Origin of the sequence: Novosphingobium terrae (assembly GCF_017163935.1) — a bacterium.
In the GTDB taxonomy this organism is placed as follows: Bacteria; Pseudomonadota; Alphaproteobacteria; order Sphingomonadales; family Sphingomonadaceae; genus Novosphingobium; species Novosphingobium terrae.
Map to the genome: position 1 here is coordinate 328,345 of NZ_JABVZR010000001.1, position 16,700 is coordinate 345,044.

Consider the following 16,700-nt stretch of genomic DNA (forward strand, 5'->3'; position numbering starts at 1 on the left):
CCGCTTTCCTCGTTCAATCCTGCCTTGCTTACCAGTGGCCGCCCACCGCCTGAATCAGGGCGATGGCCGTGGTCTGGCGGTTCACCGTGTTCTGGATCTGGTTGACGCGCGCGCTGTAGGCCGTGGCCTGAGCGCTCGTCACCGTGGTGTAATCCACCGTCCCGGCCAGATATTCGTTGCGGGTGATCACCTCGGCCTTGCCGGCGGCATCGGCGGCGGCGTCATACTGCCCCTGCTGCTCGGCATAGGAGGTCTTGGCCGCCAGATCGTTCTCCACGCCCTGGAAGGCGGTCAGTACGGCCTGACGATAGGTGGCGACGGTTTCGTCATAGGCGGCACGGGCGCCCTTCACCTTGGCCGCGCGCGCCCCGAAATCGAGCAGGGTCAGCGCCGCCGAAGCGCCGGTGGACCACAGCGAAGAGGCCGCCGTGAACAGGTTCGACAATTCCGTGCCGCTGGTCTGCGCCTGACCCGTCAGGGTGATGGTGGGGAAGAAGGCGGCCTTCTGGATGCCGATGTTGGCGTTGGCGGCAGCCACCGCGCGCTCGGCCGAGGCGATGGTGGGCAGGCGCTGCAGAATGTCGCCGGGCAGGGCCGAGGGCACTTCGGGCACGGTCGGCGCCCAAGCCACGGGGGCGATCTTGAAGCTGGAGGGATTCTCGCCGATCAGCACGGCGATGGCGTTCTCATAGGTGGCGCGCTGGCGGTCCAGATCGCGGCGGCTGGCCTGCGCATTGTTCAGCGTGGTCTGCGCCGTATAGACATCGGCATTGCTGACCGTGCCTGAGGCATATTTGTTCTTGGTGATCGTCAGCGCGCGCTGATAGGCCTTGATCGTGTCATCGAGCATCGCGATCTGCGCATCCAGACCGCGCAGGCTCATGTAATCGGTGGCCAGATCGCCCTGAGCGGACAGGGTGGCATTGGCCAGATTGGCCTCGCTGGCCTGCGCCTGCGCCTTGGCCTGCTTGAGCGTGTTGCCCAGCTGGCCCCACAGATCGGGCGTCCATGTGCCCGAGACGGCGGCGCTGTAGCTGGAGGACACGCGCGCGCTGGTGGTGGCGCCGCTGGTCACATTGCCGCCGGTGCCGCCCGCGAAAGAGCCGCTGCGCGTGGTGCTGGCGCTGCTGCTGATGGTGGGGAACAGCGAGGCGCGATCCTGCTGCACCAGCGCCCGCGCCTGTTCCCAGGCCGCGCGGTAATAGACCACATTCTGGTTGGTGATCGCCACCTTCTCCACCAGCGCATCGAGCTGGGGATCGTGGAACAGCTTCCACCACTGGCCCTTGGCGACATCGTCGGCGGGCACGGCCACCTGCCAGCCCGGCTCGGCCTTGAAGGTCTGGGCCGCAGGGGTGGTGGGTACATGATAGGTCGGCGCCATCGAGCAGCCGGTCACGCTCAAAAGGCTGATGGAGGCGAGGATGAGAGACGCATGCTTCATGGCATCAGGGCTTTCAGGCAGGATCGGCAATCGGAGTGGTATCATGCGGCGCGCTGTTTTCGCCATGGCGTGACAGCAGCGCCTCATAGGGGCTGCGGCGGCGCCAGCGATCGAGCGCAAGATAGACGACCGGCGTGGTGAACAGGGTGAGCAGCTGGCTGGCGATCAGTCCGCCCACGATGGCGATGCCCAGCGGGCGGCGCAGCTCGGCGCCGTCGCCAAAGCCGATGGCCAGCGGTACGGCGCCCAGCGCTGCGGCCAGCGTCGTCATCATGATCGGGCGGAAGCGCAGCAGGCAGGCTTCGCGGATGGCGTCGAAGGGGGTGAGCCCGCGCGAACGTTCGGCATCCAGTGCGAAGTCGATGATCAGGATCGCGTTCTTCTTCACGATGCCGATCAGCAGGATCACGCCGATCAGCGCGATGAGATCGAACTGCTGCCCCGCCACGATCAGCGAGATCACCGCGCCCACACCCGCCGAGGGCAGGGTGGAGAGCACCGTCAGCGGATGGATCGCGCTTTCATACAGAATGCCCAGCACGACATAGATCGTGAAGATCGCCGCCACGATCAGCAGCGGGGTGGAGGCCGTGGACTGCTGGAAGATCTTGGCCGTGCCGCCGAAATCGCCATGCACGGTGGCGGGCAGATGCAGCCCGGCCTGCACATCGGCGATGGTCTGCGCGGCCTGGCCCAGGCTGATGCCGGGCGGCAGGTTGAAGCTGACCGTGGCCGAAGGCTCGCCATCGGTATGGCTGACCGAGGCATTGGTGCTGGTCGAACTGATGCGCGCCACCGAGGACAGCGGCAGCATGGTGGTGGGCGTGGTGCTGATCGCCGAACCCACCGCCGCATTGGCCCCCAGCGAGGTGTTGGTGCTGATGATGTTGGTGGAGAGGCTCGCGCCGCCCGGCAGGTAGATGTATTTCAGCGCCTCGGGGTTGCCGTTGAAGTTGGGGCTGGCCTCCATCACCACGTGATACTGGTTCAGACCCTGATAGATCGAGGCGACCTGGCGCTGGCCGAAAGCGTCATAGAGCACATTGTCGATGGTGTTCATCGGCACGCCCAGACGCGCGGCGGCATAGCGGTCCACCGTGACATAGGCGCTGGCGCCGCCATCCTGCTGGTCGATGTCGACATCGGTCAGCGTGGCGGTCTGTTTTTTCAGCGCATTGACCAGCTTGTCACCCGCTTCGGCCAGCAGCTGCGGATTGTCGGCATGCAGCACATATTGGTAGGTGCCGGTGGTCTGCCGCCCGCCCGCGCCCAGATCCTGCACCGGATTGAGGAACAGGCTGACACCGCGCACACGCGCCAGCTTGGGGCGGATGCGCTGAATCACCTCATCGGCAGGGGGGCGCTCGCCACGCGGTTTCAGCGTGGCGAAAAGAAAGCCGCCGCCCGCGCGGCTGCCGCCGCTGAAGGCCACCACCGTATCGATGGCCGGATCGCTGCGCACGATCTTCACGATCTGGGTCAGCTTGTCCTTCATGGCGGTGAAGCTGATCGACTGGTCGGCACGGATGCCGCCGTTGAGCGCGCCGGTGTCCTGATTGGGGAAGAAGCCCTTGGGCGCCACGCCGATCAGGAAGCCGTTGAGGATCACCGCGCCCAGCAGGCTGAGCAGCACCGGGCCCCTGTGATGCAGCGCCCAGTCCAGCCCCTTGCCATAGCGGGCCTGAAGCCAGTCGAAGAAGCGGCGGGTGGCGCGGAAGGCGGCATTGTCCTCCGGATTGCCCTCCTCGGGATGGTGCTGCACCAGCAGGCGCGAGGCGAGCATCGGCGTCACCGTCAGCGAGGCGATGAGGCTGATGCCCACCGCCGCCGTCATGGTGAGAGCAAATTCGCGGAACAGGCGGCCCACCAGCCCCTGCATGAAGATCAGTGGCACAAAGACCGCGACAAGGCTGACCGAGATCGACAGCACGGTAAAGCCCACCTCGCGCGCGCCTTTCAGCGCTGCCTCGAAGGGCTTCATGCCGTCTTCCACATGGCGGGCGATGTTTTCGACGACCACGATGGCATCGTCGACCACGAAGCCGGTGGCCACGGTCAGCGCCATGAGGCTGAGATTGTCGAGCAGGAAGCCCGAGAGATACATCACCCCCAGCGTGCCCAGCAGCGAGACGATCACCGCGCTGGCCGGGATCACCGTGGCGCGCCAGCTCTGCAGGAACAGGCTGACGACGATGATCACCAGCAAAGTGGAGATCAGCAGGGTGATTTCCACCTCATGCAAGGATGCGCGGATGGTGGTGGTGCGGTCCATCGCCATGGACAGCTTGATGTCGCTGGGCAGCTGCTCCTGAAGCGGCCCGATCTGGGCTTTCAGCGCATCGACGGTTTCCACGATGTTGGCGCCCGGCTGGCGGGTGACGATGATCGAGACCGACTTCTGCCCGTTGAACAGCCCCATGGTGCGGGTGTCTTCGGGGCCATCCTGCACGCTGGCGATGTCCGACAGGCGGATGGGGGCGCCATTGTGCCAGCCCACGATCATCGGCGCGAAATCGACGGCCTTGACCGCGGCATGGCCGGCATAGATCTGCCAGCTCTTGCCGCCATCCTTGATGTCCAGCCCCTCGATCACGCCGCGCGGGCGGTTGGCGCTGGAGGATTGCAGCGCGGTGCGCACATCCTCAAGGCTGATGCCCGCCTGCGTCAGCAGCGTGGGATCGACCTCGATGCGCACGGCGGGCAGGGCGCCGCCGCCCAACTCGACATTGCCCACGCCCTGCACCTGAAGCAGCTTCTGCTGCACGATGTTGGAGACCGCATCATAGATCTCATGCGGGGCGCGGGTCTTGCTGGTCAGCGCCAGAATCATGATCGGCGCGTCGGCCGGGTTCATCTTGCGATAGGTGGGGTTGGTCTTGAGCGTGGTGGGCAGATCGGCGCGCGAGGCATTGATCGCCGCCTGCACGTCACGCGCGGCGCCGTCGATGTCGCGGTTGAGGTCGAACTGCAGCACCACCGAGGCCGAGCCCAGCGACGAGCGCGAGGTCATTTCGGTGACCCCGGCGATCGTGCCCAGATGGCGCTCCAGCGGGCTGGCCACGGTGCTGGCCATGGTGGCGGGGCTGGCGCCGGGCAGGCTGGCCTGCACCTGGATGGTGGGGATGTCCACCTGCGGCAGCGGGGCCACCGGCAGATGGAAGAAGGCCGCGATGCCCGCCAGCGCCACGCCGATGGTGAGCAGCAGCGTGCCGACCGGACGGCGGATAAAGGGGCTGGAGATCGTCATCAGAGGCCTGTCGATCCGGGCATGGGCTCATGCGCCGGCCCGGTGTCGGGCTTGCGCGCAGCGCGGCGCTCACGCCAGTGCTCGAAGCCCAGGAAGATCACCGGCGTGGTGAAGAGCGTCAGCACCTGGCTCAGGATCAGGCCGCCCGCGATGGCCATGCCCAGCGGCTGGCGCAGCTCATAGCCCATGCCCGTGCCGAAGATCAGCGGCACGGCGGCAAAGAGCGCGGCGAAGGTCGTCATCATGATCGGGCGGAAGCGCAGATGCGCGGCCTGACGGATCGCCTTGTCAGCGGAGAGGCCTTCCTCCTCCATGGCGGCAACCGCGAAGTCGATCATCATGATCGCGTTCTTCTTCACGATGCCGATCAGCAGCACGATGCCGATGATGCCGATCACGCCCAGCCCATAGCCCGAGAGCAACAGCGCGATCAGCGCGCCAATGCCCGCCGAGGGCAGGGTGGAAAGGATGGTGACGGGATGGATGAAGCTTTCATACAGCACGCCCAGCACGATGTAGACCACCACGATGGCGGCGGCGACCAGCACGCCCTCATTCGACAGCGCCGACTGGAAGGCCGAGGCCGAGCCCGAGAAATCGGTGGTGACCGAGGCGGGCAGGCCGATGTTCTTCTCCACCCGCTGGATCGCGGCGACGGCATGGCCCAGCGAGACGCCCGGCGCGATGTCAAAGCCGATGGTGGCCTGCGGGAACTGGCTTTCGCGCGCCAGCACCAGCGGGGCCTCGCTCTCATGCACGCTGGCCACGGTGCCCAGCGGCACCTGCGTCCCGCCCGAGAGCGGGATGTAGAGCTGCTCAAGGCCTGCCGGATCGGCGATCATCTGCGGCGTGCCCTGCAGGATCACGCGGTTCTGGCTCGACTGGGTGTAGATGGTCGAGATGATGCGCTGGCCGAAGGCATCGTACAGCGCATTGTCCACCGTCAGCGCGGTGACGCCAAGGCGGGCGGCGGCATCGCGGTTGATGTCCACCACCACCGAGCGGCCACGCGCCAGCACCTGCGCATTCACATCGCGCAGGGCGGGCTCGTTCTGAAGCGCGCCGGCCAGCTTGTTGCCCCATTCATTGACGGCATTCTGGTCCGCGCCCTTCAGCGCGAAGCGATAGGGCGTCAGGCCGGTCTCGGTGTCGATGGTCAGATCCTGCACCGGCTGCAGATAGATCTTCACGCCGGGGATCTGCCCCGCGCGGTCCTGCAGATTGGCGATCACCTTGGCGAGGCCGGGGCGCTGCGAGAGATCCTTCAGGTTGATCAGCATGCGGCCCTGGCTCAGCATCGGATTGATGCCGTCCACACCCACCGAGGAGCTGAGGCTTTCCACCGAGGGGTCTTTCAGCAGCGCATCGGCCACCTCATTCTGCAGGCGGCTCATGCGGGCAAAGCCGGTGTCATTCGCCGCGATGATCGTGGCGGAAAGCTGCCCGGTGTCCTGCGTGGGGAAGAGGTTCTTGGGGATCACCACGAAGAGCAGGGCGGTGACGGCCAGCGATCCGGCGAAGACCAGCAGCGTCTGCTTCGGGCGCTCCATCACCCAGTCCAGCGCGCTGGCATAGCGATGGGCCAGACGGTCGAAGGCGTGCATGCTCTTGTCGACGAAGGCGAAGCGGCGCTCCTCATGCTCGGGCCGCAGCCAGCGCGCGGCCAGCATCGGCACCAGCGTGAGCGCGACCATGGCCGAAAGGGCGATGGTAACGGCCAGGCTGACGGCGAATTCGCGGAACAGACGCCCCACCACATCGCCCATGAACAGCAGCGGGATCAGCACGGCGATCAGCGAGACGGTCAGGCTGATGATGGTGAAGCCGATCTCGCTGGCGCCCTTCAGCGCGGCGTTGAAGGGCTTCATGCCATGCTCGATATGACGGGCGATGTTCTCGATCACCACGATGGCGTCATCGACCACGAAGCCCGAGGCAATGGTCAGCGCCATCAGCGTGAGGTTGTTGATCGAATAGCCCAGCGCCCACATGGCGGCAAAGGCGCCCACCAGCGACAGCGGCACTGAAAGCCCCGCGATCAGTGTGGCGCGCGCCGAGCCCAGGAACATGAAGATCACCAGCACCACCAGCAGCACGGCCAGCACCAGTTCGAACTGCACATCCTCCACGCTGGCGCGGATGCCGCTGGTGCGGTCGGTCAGCAGGGTGACCTTCACATCGGCGGGGAGCTGCTTTTCCAGACCGGGCAGGTCGGCCTTGATGCTGTCCACCGTCTGGATGACATTGGCGCCGGGCTGGCGCTGCACGTCGATGATGACGGCGGGGGTGCGGTTCATCCAGCTGGCGGTGCGCACGTTCTCGGTGCTGCTTTCCACCTTGGCCACATCGGACAGCACCACCGGCGCGCCAGACGTGGTCCAGGCAACCACCAGCTTGGCGTAGTCGTCGGCGCTGGCCAGCTGGTCATTGGCGTCGATGGTCCAGCTCTTGGTGGGGCCATCGAAGGTGCCCTTGGCCTGATTGGCATTGGCGTTGCTGATCGCGGTGCGCAAAGTCTCAAGGCTGATGCCATGCGCGCCCAGCGCCGTGACATTGGCGGTGATGCGCACGGCGGGCCGCTGGCCGCCGGAAATGCTCACCAGACCCACGCCGCTTTCCTGCGCGATCTTGTTCGAGAACTGCCGCTCGACAATGCCCTCGACCTCGCCCAGCGGACGGGTCTTGGAGGTGACGCCGAGCGAGATCACCGGCGCGTCGGCGGGGTTGACCTTGGCATAGACCGGCGGGGCGGGCAGATCGCTGGGCAGCAGCGAGTTGGCCGCATTGATCGCCGCCTGAACTTCCTGCTCGGCCACATCCAGATTGAGATCGAGGCCGAACTGCAGCGTCACCACGCTGGCCCCCGCCGAGGAGTTCGACGTCATGCGCGTCAGGCCCGGCATCTGGCCGAACTGGCGCTCCAGCGGGCTGGTGACGGTCAGCGCCATCACATCCGGGCTGGCGCCGGGATAGAGCGTGCGCACCTGAATCGTGGGATAATCGACCTGAGGCAGCGCCGAAAGCGGCAGCTGCTTCCAGGCGATCAGCCCGGCCAGCATCAGTGCCACCATCAGCAGCGTGGTGGCCACCGGGCGCAGGATGAAGGGGCGCGAAGGACCGCCGCCCTCCACGACTTCCGCGACAGGCGGAAGGTTGGGGCCATCGGGCGAGGTGGGTTCAGATGCGGTCGACATGATGGCTCCGGTCAGGACGGGTCCAGAGGGCGCGGTAAAGCGTGAGGCAGAGAGGCAGGGCGGTCAGGCCCGGCAAGGGTGAGGCGATGCGCCTCACGCCCCGCCCTGATTGCCGCCGTTCTGGCCGTTGCGGTGATGGCCCTTGTGGCCACCGCTCTGGCCACCGCTCTGGTCGCCGCCCGAGGCATCGCCGCCCTGAGCACCGCCCTGGCCGCCACCTTGACCGCCGTGACCGCCATGGCCACCGCCGCCGATGCGGACCTTGGAACCATCGTCCAGACCGTCAGCGCCTTCGCTCACCACCTGCTGGCCCTTGTTCAGGCCCTGCAGGATCGCGACGCGCGTGCCGTCCGAAGGCCCGGTCTTCACGACGACCAGCTTGACCTTGCTCTGGGGCCCGCGCTGTTCACCGGCCTTGCCGTCAGCGGCTTTGGTTTCTTCCGCCTTGCTGGCGTCGGGCTTGCTGTCGTCCGGCACCACCACGAAGACGAAATCGCCCGGCGCGCCATGGCGCAGCGCGCTGATCGGCACGGTGGGCACCTGCTTCAAGGTGGTGACCAGCATCGCCACATTAACGAACTGATTGGGGAACAGCTTGCCGCCGTTGGGGCCGGGGTTGGCGAAGCGCGCCTTGGCCTTCACCGTGCCGCTGGTGGTGTCGATCTGATTGTCGAAGGTGGAGAAGCTGCCCTTGGCCAGCTCGGTCACGCCATCCTGATCCAGCGCCGTCACCGGCAGGCCATGGCTGTTGCTGACGGCCTTGTTGATGTCCGCCAGCTGGGCCTGTGCCACGGTGAACTGCACGTCGATCGGATCGGTGCGGGTGATGGTGGCGATGCCATTGGTGTCCGCCGCGGTGACATAGGTGCCCACGCTGACCGCCTTCAGGCCGATGCGGCCCGTGAAAGGCGCCTTGACCGAGGTGTATTGCAAATTCAGCTCGGCAGTGCCGATGGCGGCCTTGTCGGCAGCGACCGTGGCCTGCGCCTGACCGACCGTGGCGCGCTGCGTGTCCAGCGTCTGGCGCGCGACCGAATCCTGCGAGGCCAGCGTTTCATAGCGCTTCAGATCGAGCAGAGCGGCGCCCAAGGTCGCCTGATCCTTGGCCAGCGTGGCCTTGGCCGAGGCCAGCGCCAGACGGTAGGGACGCGGGTCGACCTGAGCGATCACCTGCCCCTGCTGCACGATCTGCCCCTCGGTGAAGAGGATGGCGAAGATGTTGCCCGAAAGCTGGGCATGGATCACCGAGCTGTCCAGCGGGGTCACCGTGCCGATGGCCTTGACCAGCACCGGCATGTCGGAAGCTTCGACCGTGGCGGTGGCGACAGCGGCAGCGGGGCGGCCCGAACGCGCATTCTTCTTGGCGCCGGCCCCCGCGAAATAGCTGCCCGCCCATGCCACCGCTCCCACGCCAGCAGCCACCAGCAGATAGGCCAGCCAACGGGGGCGGCGGCGCGGTGCATACTCGTCGTGCTCGATGGTCAAAGGTCTTCTCCTGAAACTCGTTGACTGCCAATCCATAAAAGCCGGGCCGTGGGGAGCGAGCTGGAATGGCCGGATCGGGCAGCAGTGCGCTTTGGCGTGGCCTTGTAACAGGCTCAAGGCACAAATTGCCGCTTTTTGTATCATTGCGTAATCAGCGGGTGGGGCATTCACCCCACCCGCCGAAAAGCGCTTTGTCTTTTCAGTTGTTTATTCAGTGAACCAGCCATGACTGACCACCAGCGACTGGCCGGTCAGCGCGTTGGTCGGGAAGCCCGCGAAGAACAGAGCCGTCTCGGCGACGTCCTCAACGGTGGTGAATTCGCCATCCACCGTCTCGCCCAGCATCACCTTCTTGACGACCTCGTCCTCGCTGATGCCCAGCTCCTTGGCCTGCTCGGGGATCTGCTTGTCCACCAGCGGGGTGCGCACGAAGCCGGGGCAGATCACATTGGCGCGCACGCCCTTGGAGCCGCCTTCCTTGGCGATGGTGCGGGCCAGACCCAGCAGGCCATGCTTGGCGGTGACGTAAGCCGACTTGAGAGGGCTGGCGACCTTCGAATGGACCGAGCCCATGAAGATGATCGCGCCCGACTTCTGCTTGTACATATGCGGCAGCACGGCCTGCGTGGTCAGGAAGGCGCCGTCCAGATGGATGGCCAGCATCTTCTTCCAGTCGCTGAAGGCATAGTTCTCGATGGGGTTCACGATCTGGATGCCCGCGTTCGACACCAGCACGTCCACCGTGCCCCAGGTCTCGACCACCTTGGCGACGCCATCATTGACGGCCTGCTCATTGGTCACGTCCATGGCGATGCCGATCGCCTCGCCGGGGCCCTGGGCGGTCAGCTCGGCGGCGGCCTTGCTGGCAGCCTCGATGTTCAGGTCGGCGATGGCGACCTTCGCGCCATTGGTCACATACAACTTGGCAATGGCGAGGCCGATGCCGCTGGCCGCGCCGGTAACGATGCAGATCTTGCCATGGATACTCATCGAATGTTCTCCGCAGGTTGGGAGGTGGGGGGAGGCTGTGATCCTAGGCTGGCTTTTCGGGCTTGGGAAGAAGGGTGATTTGAGGGGAATTTTAGGTTTGGAAGAGGAAAGGATAATGCGAGGGTGTTACACCCTCGCGCTCCCATTACTGTCTACATTGCGCATCGGGTTCGGCCACAGGGCAAGGTCGCCGCGCCGCAGGCAGGTTTGCCGGCGCAGTGCTGTCGTTCCGGGGTTGAAGGCCTGCGGCGCCATGCGTCGAACAGGTGGAGAGTTGGGGCACACCGACCGGGTGCCACTGCCCATGCGTCGGAAGACGGAATGGGAGCGCGAGGGGGTAACCCCCTCGCATCTTCCTTTACCTTCTTAAAAACAAAACGGGCCGCCCTTCTGAAGAAGAGCGGCCCGCCCGACGAAACTCTGACGTTCAGATCAGAACTTCAGGCAGATCAGAACTTCACGCTGGCTTCAATGCCGTAGGTGCGCGGAGCGTTGAAGTTGCCGTAATCGCCCAGCACGTTGTTGATGTTGCCGGTGTTGCCCGCAGCGGCGGTCACGGCGGGCAGGCTGTTCGAGGGATCGCGGCGATAGACGTGCTGTTCGTTGAACAGGTTGCGCGCCCAGCCCGCGACGGTCAGCTTCTGGCCGGTGCCCAGCGGGATATCGGCCAGGGCGATGCGACCGTTGACGAGCAGCGAGGCATCGTTGCGGGTGGCGAACTGGTCGAAGGTCTGGGTCGATTGCGAGTAGTTGCCGTCGATGTGGAAGCGCAGCGTGGCGTTGCCGGCGGGCATTTCGTAATCCGCCGAGGCCGAGGCCGCGTTGCGGGGCGTGAAGACGATGTACACGTCCTGCACCACGCCGGTGAAGGGGTTCGTGACCGGCGGGATCTTGGTGTAGGTGTAGGCGTAGCTGGCGTTCAGCGTCAGGCCGTCGACAGGCTTGACGGTCAGGTCAGCCTCGATGCCGCGGATCTTGGTGATGCCCGGCGCGTTGACGGTTTCCAGCGTGTTGACGTTCGAGCCGCTGACGGGGTCCGAATAGATGCTGTTGAAGTCCACCTGCGAGCCCTTGCGGTCCATGATGTAACCGGCAAGGTTGAAGCGCACATGGTGGTTCAGCAGATCGGACTTCAGGCCGACTTCATAGCTGTTCACGCTTTCCGGGTTGAAGGCCAGATAGCGCTGCGAACGCGAGGAGGCACCGCCCGCGCGATAGCCCGAGGAGTATTTGGCATAGACATGGACGTTCTGGTCCACGTCATAGGCGATGGTGGCCATCGGGTTGAAGCGGTCCCAGCTCTTGTTGAGCGGGGTGTAGCCGGTGGCGGTGGCGGTCAGCGCGGGGTTGGCGTTGCGGAAGGTGTTGAGCACACCCCACTTCTTGTCATGGGTGTAGCGGCCGCCCACGGTGATGTGCAGCGCGTCGGTGGCGTTCCAGGTGGCCTGGCCGAAAGCGGCATAGCTCTTGGAGTTCACGGTCGAGGCGCGGTCGATCGAGGCGAAGGGGTTGGTGAACACCGCCGAATTGATGGTGTAGCCGGTGACGTTGCCGTTGGCGTCGGTGGTCCAGGTGTTCGAGTTGGGGGTGGCGGCATTGTCACCCACGTTCTCGACGAAATAGTACAGACCCGCGACGTAATCGACGTTCTTCACCGAGCCGACAGCCTGGAATTCCTGGCTGAACTGGTGCTGCCACAGATTGGCCAGCGAATAGCGGCTGAAGGCGCCATTGGCGGCATAGACCGGCACGCGGTGGGCGCCGCCCGAGTTGTCCCACTGGGTGGAGGTGACGCCGCGCCATGCGGTGATCGAGCGCAGCTCGATCTCGTCGGCCAGCTTGTACTTCAGCGTGTTGGTGAAGCCGTGGGTCTTGTCGACGCTGGGCTGCTGGGGGACGCCGATGTCGGCCACCGCCATACGGGTCTTGCCGTTGATCACCACCATGCTGGGCAGCGCCTTGACCGTGCCGGACAGGCCGCCGGTGAAGTTGGTGCCGGGCAGGGTGCAGGCCGCCACGGCGGTGCCGGCGCGGCAGCCGTTGGGGTTGTAGTTCAGCAGCTGGCTGTAGAAGGGCGAGTTGGCGTCATAGCCATTGTCATAGGCGAAATCGTCGGTCAGCCCTTCGAAGGGCTTCCAGCGCACGGCGATGCGGCCACCGCGGCGGTCGTAATAGTTCCAGCCGGTCTGGCCAGCCAGCGGGTTCTTGGTGGTGGCACCCTGATACTGCACCACGCCGTCCAGCTTGACCGAGAAGTTGTGATACTCGGGCAGGTCGAGGTGGACTTCGCCGGTGTAGGCGCCGTAATTGCCCACGCCGCCCGAAATGCGACCGCCGAACTTGCCGGTGGGGGCCTTCGACACCAGCGAGAGCGCGCCGCCTTCGGTGTTGCGGCCGAACAGCGTGCCCTGCGGGCCCTTGAGAACTTCGACGCGCTCGATGTCGAACAGGCCGGCGTTCAGGCCGTGCGAACGGCCCAGATAGACGCCGTCGATGTAGACGCCCACGCCCTGCTCGCGGGCGGGCTGGTTGGCGTCGAGCGGCACGATGCCGCGGATGCCGATGGTGAGTGCGGTCTGGCGGGCCTCGAAGGTGGCGACGCGCAGCGAGGGAATCGCGCCGTCGGCCAGATCGTAGAGGCTCTGGATGTGGCGATCCTTGATCGTTTCGGTGCCGATCACCGAGATCGAGATCGGAGTCTTCTGGAGGTTGGTCTCGCGCTTGGTGGCGGTGACCACGATGTCCTCGATGCCCTTGCCTTCGGCCAGCACCTCATCGGCGGCGGGCGCGTCAGCGGCGAAAGCCGGGGCAACGCTCTGCATGGTGGCCAGTGCGGCCAGCGAGCAGGTCAGCTTGAAAAATTTTTGCATGGTCGAAAATCCCCGTCGTCAGTCGTGGCGTCGGGTCGGCGGTCATGTTGATTCGACCGCCGTCCCCCCTGTGAGGCGGCGGGTAGGAAGCGCGGATGACGGTTCGGAGACGGATTTGTTGCTTGTTTTTGGCTGGATGATGACGGATCAATGACAATAAAAATCGTATAAAAACAATGAATTGTTATTTTAAGCCAAGGGCTTGCGACAATTTGTTCCCATTGTGATCCATGCTGCGCGGCGAGTGCTGAAGCGGTGCTGCCGAGGCGGCTCATGGCGGTGGCGGCAAGCGCCATCAGATTGATTTTGCGCGAAAACCTCGGGGCTTTGCGGAGAGATTTGCTCGCTGGAGTTAAGCCTCTGTTCAGTCTACATAAAAAGATCGTTAAAGATGAAGGAGATGGCGGCTGAAAGGGGGTTTGTGGCCTTCCTGCCACAGTCCTTGGCGGCAGCCTTCATGGCGTGACGCTTTGATGAATTTCATGACGTTTTCATGTCGATGACGGGTCTGAGCTAGCGGGTGATTGGCTTGAAAAAGTCCCAATGCATCGCTCTGTCGCGGGTTTGTGCCCGGTGCATGGCTTGCACAACGCCACGCCCTTTGTCACAGGGATGTCATATCCAAGGGGCTGCGCGTCCCGGACATGGTGATGGACTTCGGTAGCTTGCGGCATGTGGCGTCATAAACTTCTGGGCGCGGCCTGTGCCATGGCTCTGGCCGTTCCGGCGGCGCGGGCCGACAGTGTGATGGGGGCGGGTGCCAGTTTTCCCGCGCCGCTCTACACCGCATGGGCCCGGGCGTGGCATGCGCGCAGCGGCGATGAGGTCAATTTCCAGCCCATCGGCTCGGGCGGAGGGCTGCGCCAGATCCGCGCGGGCACGGTGGATTTCGGCGCCAGCGACCGGCCCCTGACGCGCGCCCAGCTCGATGCCGATGGGCTGGTGCAATTCCCGGTGGTGATCGGCGGCATCGTGCCGGTCTTCAACCTGCCGGGCGTGGGCAGCGGGCAGTTGCGCCTGACCGGTCCGGTGCTGGGCGAGATCTTCCTTGGCCATATCAGGCGCTGGAACGATCCGGCCCTGGCGCGGCTGAACCCGGGCCTCAGGTTGCCGCCTCTGCCGATCACCGTGGTTTACCGCGCCGATGGTTCGGGCACGACCTATCTCTTCACCAGCTGGCTGGCGCGCGTCAGCCCGAACTGGCAGCGCGGGCCGGGGGCGAGCGACGCTGTCAACTGGCCTGCCGGGATCGGCGCCAAGGGCAATGATGGGGTGGCGGTCTTCGTGCAGCGCACTTTGGGATCGATCGGCTATCTGGAATATACATTCGCGCATAAGGTCAGCATCGCTCAGGCGCTGGTGCAGAACCGCGCGGGTGCCTTTGTGGCGCCCACGCCCCGGGCCTTCGCGCTGGCCGCCGATGGCGTGCCATGGAGCAGCGGCGCGGGTGAGCAGTTGCTGATGCTGGACCGCTCCGGCACGGGCAGCTGGCCGATCAGCGGCGCCAGCTTTATCCTGATGCGCAACAGCGGCCCGCGCCGGGCAGGGCAGGGGGCGGTGATGCGCTTCCTCGACTGGGCGCTGGCGCAGGGCGATGCCACCGCGCAGCGGCTGGATTATGTGCCGCTCTCGGGCGCGATCAAGGCGCAGGTGAGGCAGGGCTGGAAAGCCTCCGGACTGGCACGATGAGAACCGCCACGCGCGACAGATTGTTCGAGGCGGCCTGCCTTGCCGCCGCCATGGTGCTGCTGGCGGCGATGGCGGGGCTGCTGGCCTCGTTGGCATGGGGCGGCTGGCCCGCGCTGCACAAGGCCGGGCTGAGCTTCCTGACCAGCGATGTGTGGGACCCGGCGCATGACATCTATGGCGCGGCAGGCCCGATCTTCGGCACGCTGGCCACGGCAGTGCTGGCCATGTTGCCGGCCCTGCCGCTGGCGCTGGGGGTGGCGGTGTTCCTCACCGAATTGTGCCCGCCGCCGGTCGGGCGCGCCATCGGCATTGCGGTGGAGTTGCTCGCGGCCATTCCCTCGATCGTTTACGGCATGTGGGGGCTGTTTGTGCTGGCGCCGTGGTTTGCCGCCCATGTGCAGATGCCGATCCTTGTGGCCGCTCAGCCCGGATCGCTGCTGGACCGGCTGTTCGCCAGCATTCCCAATGGCGCCAACATCTGCACCGCCAGCCTGATCCTCGCCGTGATGGTTCTGCCCTATATGGCCAGCATTTTCAGCGAATTGCTGCGCTCCGTGCCGACGCATATGCGTGAGGCCGCCTATGGCATGGGCGCCACATCGCTGGAGGTGCTGCGCTTTATCCTGCTGCCCTTCATCAAGCGCAGCGCGGTGGGGGCGGTGATGCTGGGGCTGGGCCGGGCGCTGGGCGAGACCATGGCCGTGACCTTCATCATCGGCAATGCCCATGGCTTTCCCAAAAGCCTGTTCGATTCCGGCTCCACCATCGCCTCGACCATCGCGAATGAGTTCGCCGAGGCCACCGGCGATCTGCATGCCTCGGCCTTGATGGCGCTGGGGCTGGTGCTGTTCGTGATCACCTTCACCGCGCTGAGTGGCGCGCGGCTGCTGATCGGGCGGGAGATTCACTGATGCTCCGGCGTGATCTTGCCCTCCTGCGCCGCCGTCGGCTGGCCAATGGCATCTTTGTGGCACTGGCCTTGCTGGCGACGGGCATCGCCCTGCTGGCGCTGGTGCTGATTCTGGGCGAGCTGGTGCTGAAGGGGCTGGGGGGCATATCTGCGCATGTCTTCCTGCTCGACCAGCCCGGCCCCGGCGAGCCCGGCGGGCTGCGCAACGCCATCGTGGGATCGGCACTGATGTGCGGGCTGGGCATGGTGCTGGCCGTGGTGACCGGTGTGCTGGCGGGCACCTGGCTGGCCGAATATGGCGACGGCAAAAGGCTGGCCAGCTTTGTGCGCTTTCTCAACGATGTGTTGCTCTCCGCGCCCTCCATCCTCATGGGGCTTTTCGTCTATGAAGCGGTGGTACGCCCCCTCCACGGCTTTTCCGCCGGGGCAGGGGCGCTGGCGCTGGGTTTTCTGGCGACGCCCGTCGTCACCCGCACCACCGAGGATATGCTCCGCCTGCAGCCCCACGCCCTGCGCGAGGCCGGGATGGCGCTGGGCGCGGGCAAGGCCCATGTGATCTGCAGCATCATCTGGCGCGCCTCACGCTCGGGCCTCTTGACCGGCGCCCTGCTCGGCCTCGCGCGGATCAGCGGGGAGACCGCGCCGCTGCTCTTCACCTCGCCGGGCAATCCCTTTCTGTCCCTGCGGATCGACCAATCCATGGCCTCGCTGCCCACGCTGATGTTTCAATATGCCCTCTCGGCCTATGACGACTGGCAGGCGCTGGCTTGGGCCGGAGCGCTGCTGATCGCCGTTGCCGTGCTGGCCGCCAACATCATCGGGCGCGTGCTGACGCGCGGGAGTTTCGATACGTGACCGCTGACCAACCCCG

10 protein-coding genes are annotated in these 16,700 nt (G+C 65.6%); 3 read left to right on the forward strand and 7 right to left on the reverse strand.

The window, feature by feature from the left end:
* Positions 1-28 precede the first annotated feature (28 nt).
* The 7 genes from HGK27_RS01560 to HGK27_RS01590 all read right to left on the reverse strand — a co-directional run bounded on the left by HGK27_RS01560 (position 29) and on the right by HGK27_RS01590 (position 13,526).
* Entirely contained in the window at positions 29-1,444 is a 1,416-nt protein-coding gene (locus HGK27_RS01560; protein WP_206238183.1) for an efflux transporter outer membrane subunit, read from the reverse strand.
* A gap of 13 nt (positions 1,445-1,457) precedes the next feature.
* Entirely contained in the window at positions 1,458-4,691 is a 3,234-nt protein-coding gene (locus HGK27_RS01565) for an efflux RND transporter permease subunit (protein ID WP_206238185.1), read from the reverse strand.
* Positions 4,691-7,885 (reverse strand): efflux RND transporter permease subunit, encoded by a 3,195-nt coding sequence (locus HGK27_RS01570; RefSeq protein ID WP_206238187.1) that lies wholly within the window; start codon positions 7,883-7,885, stop codon positions 4,691-4,693. Before HGK27_RS01570 ends, HGK27_RS01565 begins: the two co-directional genes overlap by 1 nt.
* Positions 7,886-7,978: 93 nt before the next feature.
* Positions 7,979-9,370, reverse strand: coding sequence for an efflux RND transporter periplasmic adaptor subunit (locus HGK27_RS01575; protein WP_241126773.1), 1,392 nt, complete (start codon positions 9,368-9,370; stop codon positions 7,979-7,981).
* 207 nt (positions 9,371-9,577) lie between these two features.
* Complete coding sequence (locus HGK27_RS01580; protein ID WP_206238191.1) at positions 9,578-10,360, reverse strand: 3-hydroxybutyrate dehydrogenase; 783 nt, start codon at positions 10,358-10,360, stop codon at positions 9,578-9,580.
* 449 nt (positions 10,361-10,809) lie between these two features.
* The gene (locus HGK27_RS01585; protein ID WP_206238193.1) at positions 10,810-13,230 is read right to left on the reverse strand and encodes a TonB-dependent receptor; all 2,421 of its coding nucleotides are present in this window, start codon (positions 13,228-13,230) and stop codon (positions 10,810-10,812) included.
* Positions 13,209-13,526: a hypothetical protein gene (locus HGK27_RS01590; protein ID WP_206238195.1), complete on the reverse strand. Its 318-nt coding sequence runs from the start codon at positions 13,524-13,526 to the stop codon at positions 13,209-13,211. Before HGK27_RS01590 ends, HGK27_RS01585 begins: the two co-directional genes overlap by 22 nt.
* Before the next feature lie 376 nt (positions 13,527-13,902).
* On the opposite strand from HGK27_RS01590, the gene pstS reads away from it, so the two are divergent.
* From pstS to pstA, 3 genes are read left to right on the forward strand one after another with little or no spacing between them, the layout of a single operon-like run.
* A complete protein-coding gene (gene pstS, locus HGK27_RS01595; protein ID WP_241126774.1) occupies positions 13,903-14,919 on the forward strand; it encodes a phosphate ABC transporter substrate-binding protein PstS in 1,017 nt (338 codons plus the stop codon).
* Positions 14,916-15,830 (forward strand): phosphate ABC transporter permease subunit PstC, encoded by a 915-nt coding sequence (pstC, locus tag HGK27_RS01600; protein WP_206238197.1) that lies wholly within the window; start codon positions 14,916-14,918, stop codon positions 15,828-15,830. The genes pstS and pstC overlap by 4 nt, the downstream gene beginning before the upstream one ends.
* Positions 15,830-16,684, forward strand: a complete 855-nt coding sequence (gene pstA / locus HGK27_RS01605; RefSeq protein ID WP_206238199.1) for a phosphate ABC transporter permease PstA — start codon at positions 15,830-15,832, stop codon at positions 16,682-16,684. The genes pstC and pstA overlap by 1 nt, the downstream gene beginning before the upstream one ends.
* Positions 16,685-16,700: the final 16 nt, after the last annotated feature.

Coding starts and splice junctions, on each gene's coding strand:
- HGK27_RS01560 (WP_206238183.1), bottom strand. CDS start 1,444: ATGAAGCATGCGTCTCTCATCCTCGCCTCCATCAGCCTTTTGAGCGTG.
- pstA (WP_206238199.1), top strand. CDS start 15,830: ATGCTCCGGCGTGATCTTGCCCTCCTGCGCCGCCGTCGGCTGGCCAAT.
- HGK27_RS01590 (WP_206238195.1), bottom strand. CDS start 13,526: ATGGCGCTTGCCGCCACCGCCATGAGCCGCCTCGGCAGCACCGCTTCA.
- HGK27_RS01565 (WP_206238185.1), bottom strand. CDS start 4,691: ATGACGATCTCCAGCCCCTTTATCCGCCGTCCGGTCGGCACGCTGCTG.
- HGK27_RS01580 (WP_206238191.1), bottom strand. CDS start 10,360: ATGAGTATCCATGGCAAGATCTGCATCGTTACCGGCGCGGCCAGCGGC.
- pstS (WP_241126774.1), top strand. CDS start 13,903: ATGTGGCGTCATAAACTTCTGGGCGCGGCCTGTGCCATGGCTCTGGCC.
- HGK27_RS01585 (WP_206238193.1), bottom strand. CDS start 13,230: ATGCAAAAATTTTTCAAGCTGACCTGCTCGCTGGCCGCACTGGCCACC.
- HGK27_RS01570 (WP_206238187.1), bottom strand. CDS start 7,885: ATGTCGACCGCATCTGAACCCACCTCGCCCGATGGCCCCAACCTTCCG.
- pstC (WP_206238197.1), top strand. CDS start 14,916: ATGAGAACCGCCACGCGCGACAGATTGTTCGAGGCGGCCTGCCTTGCC.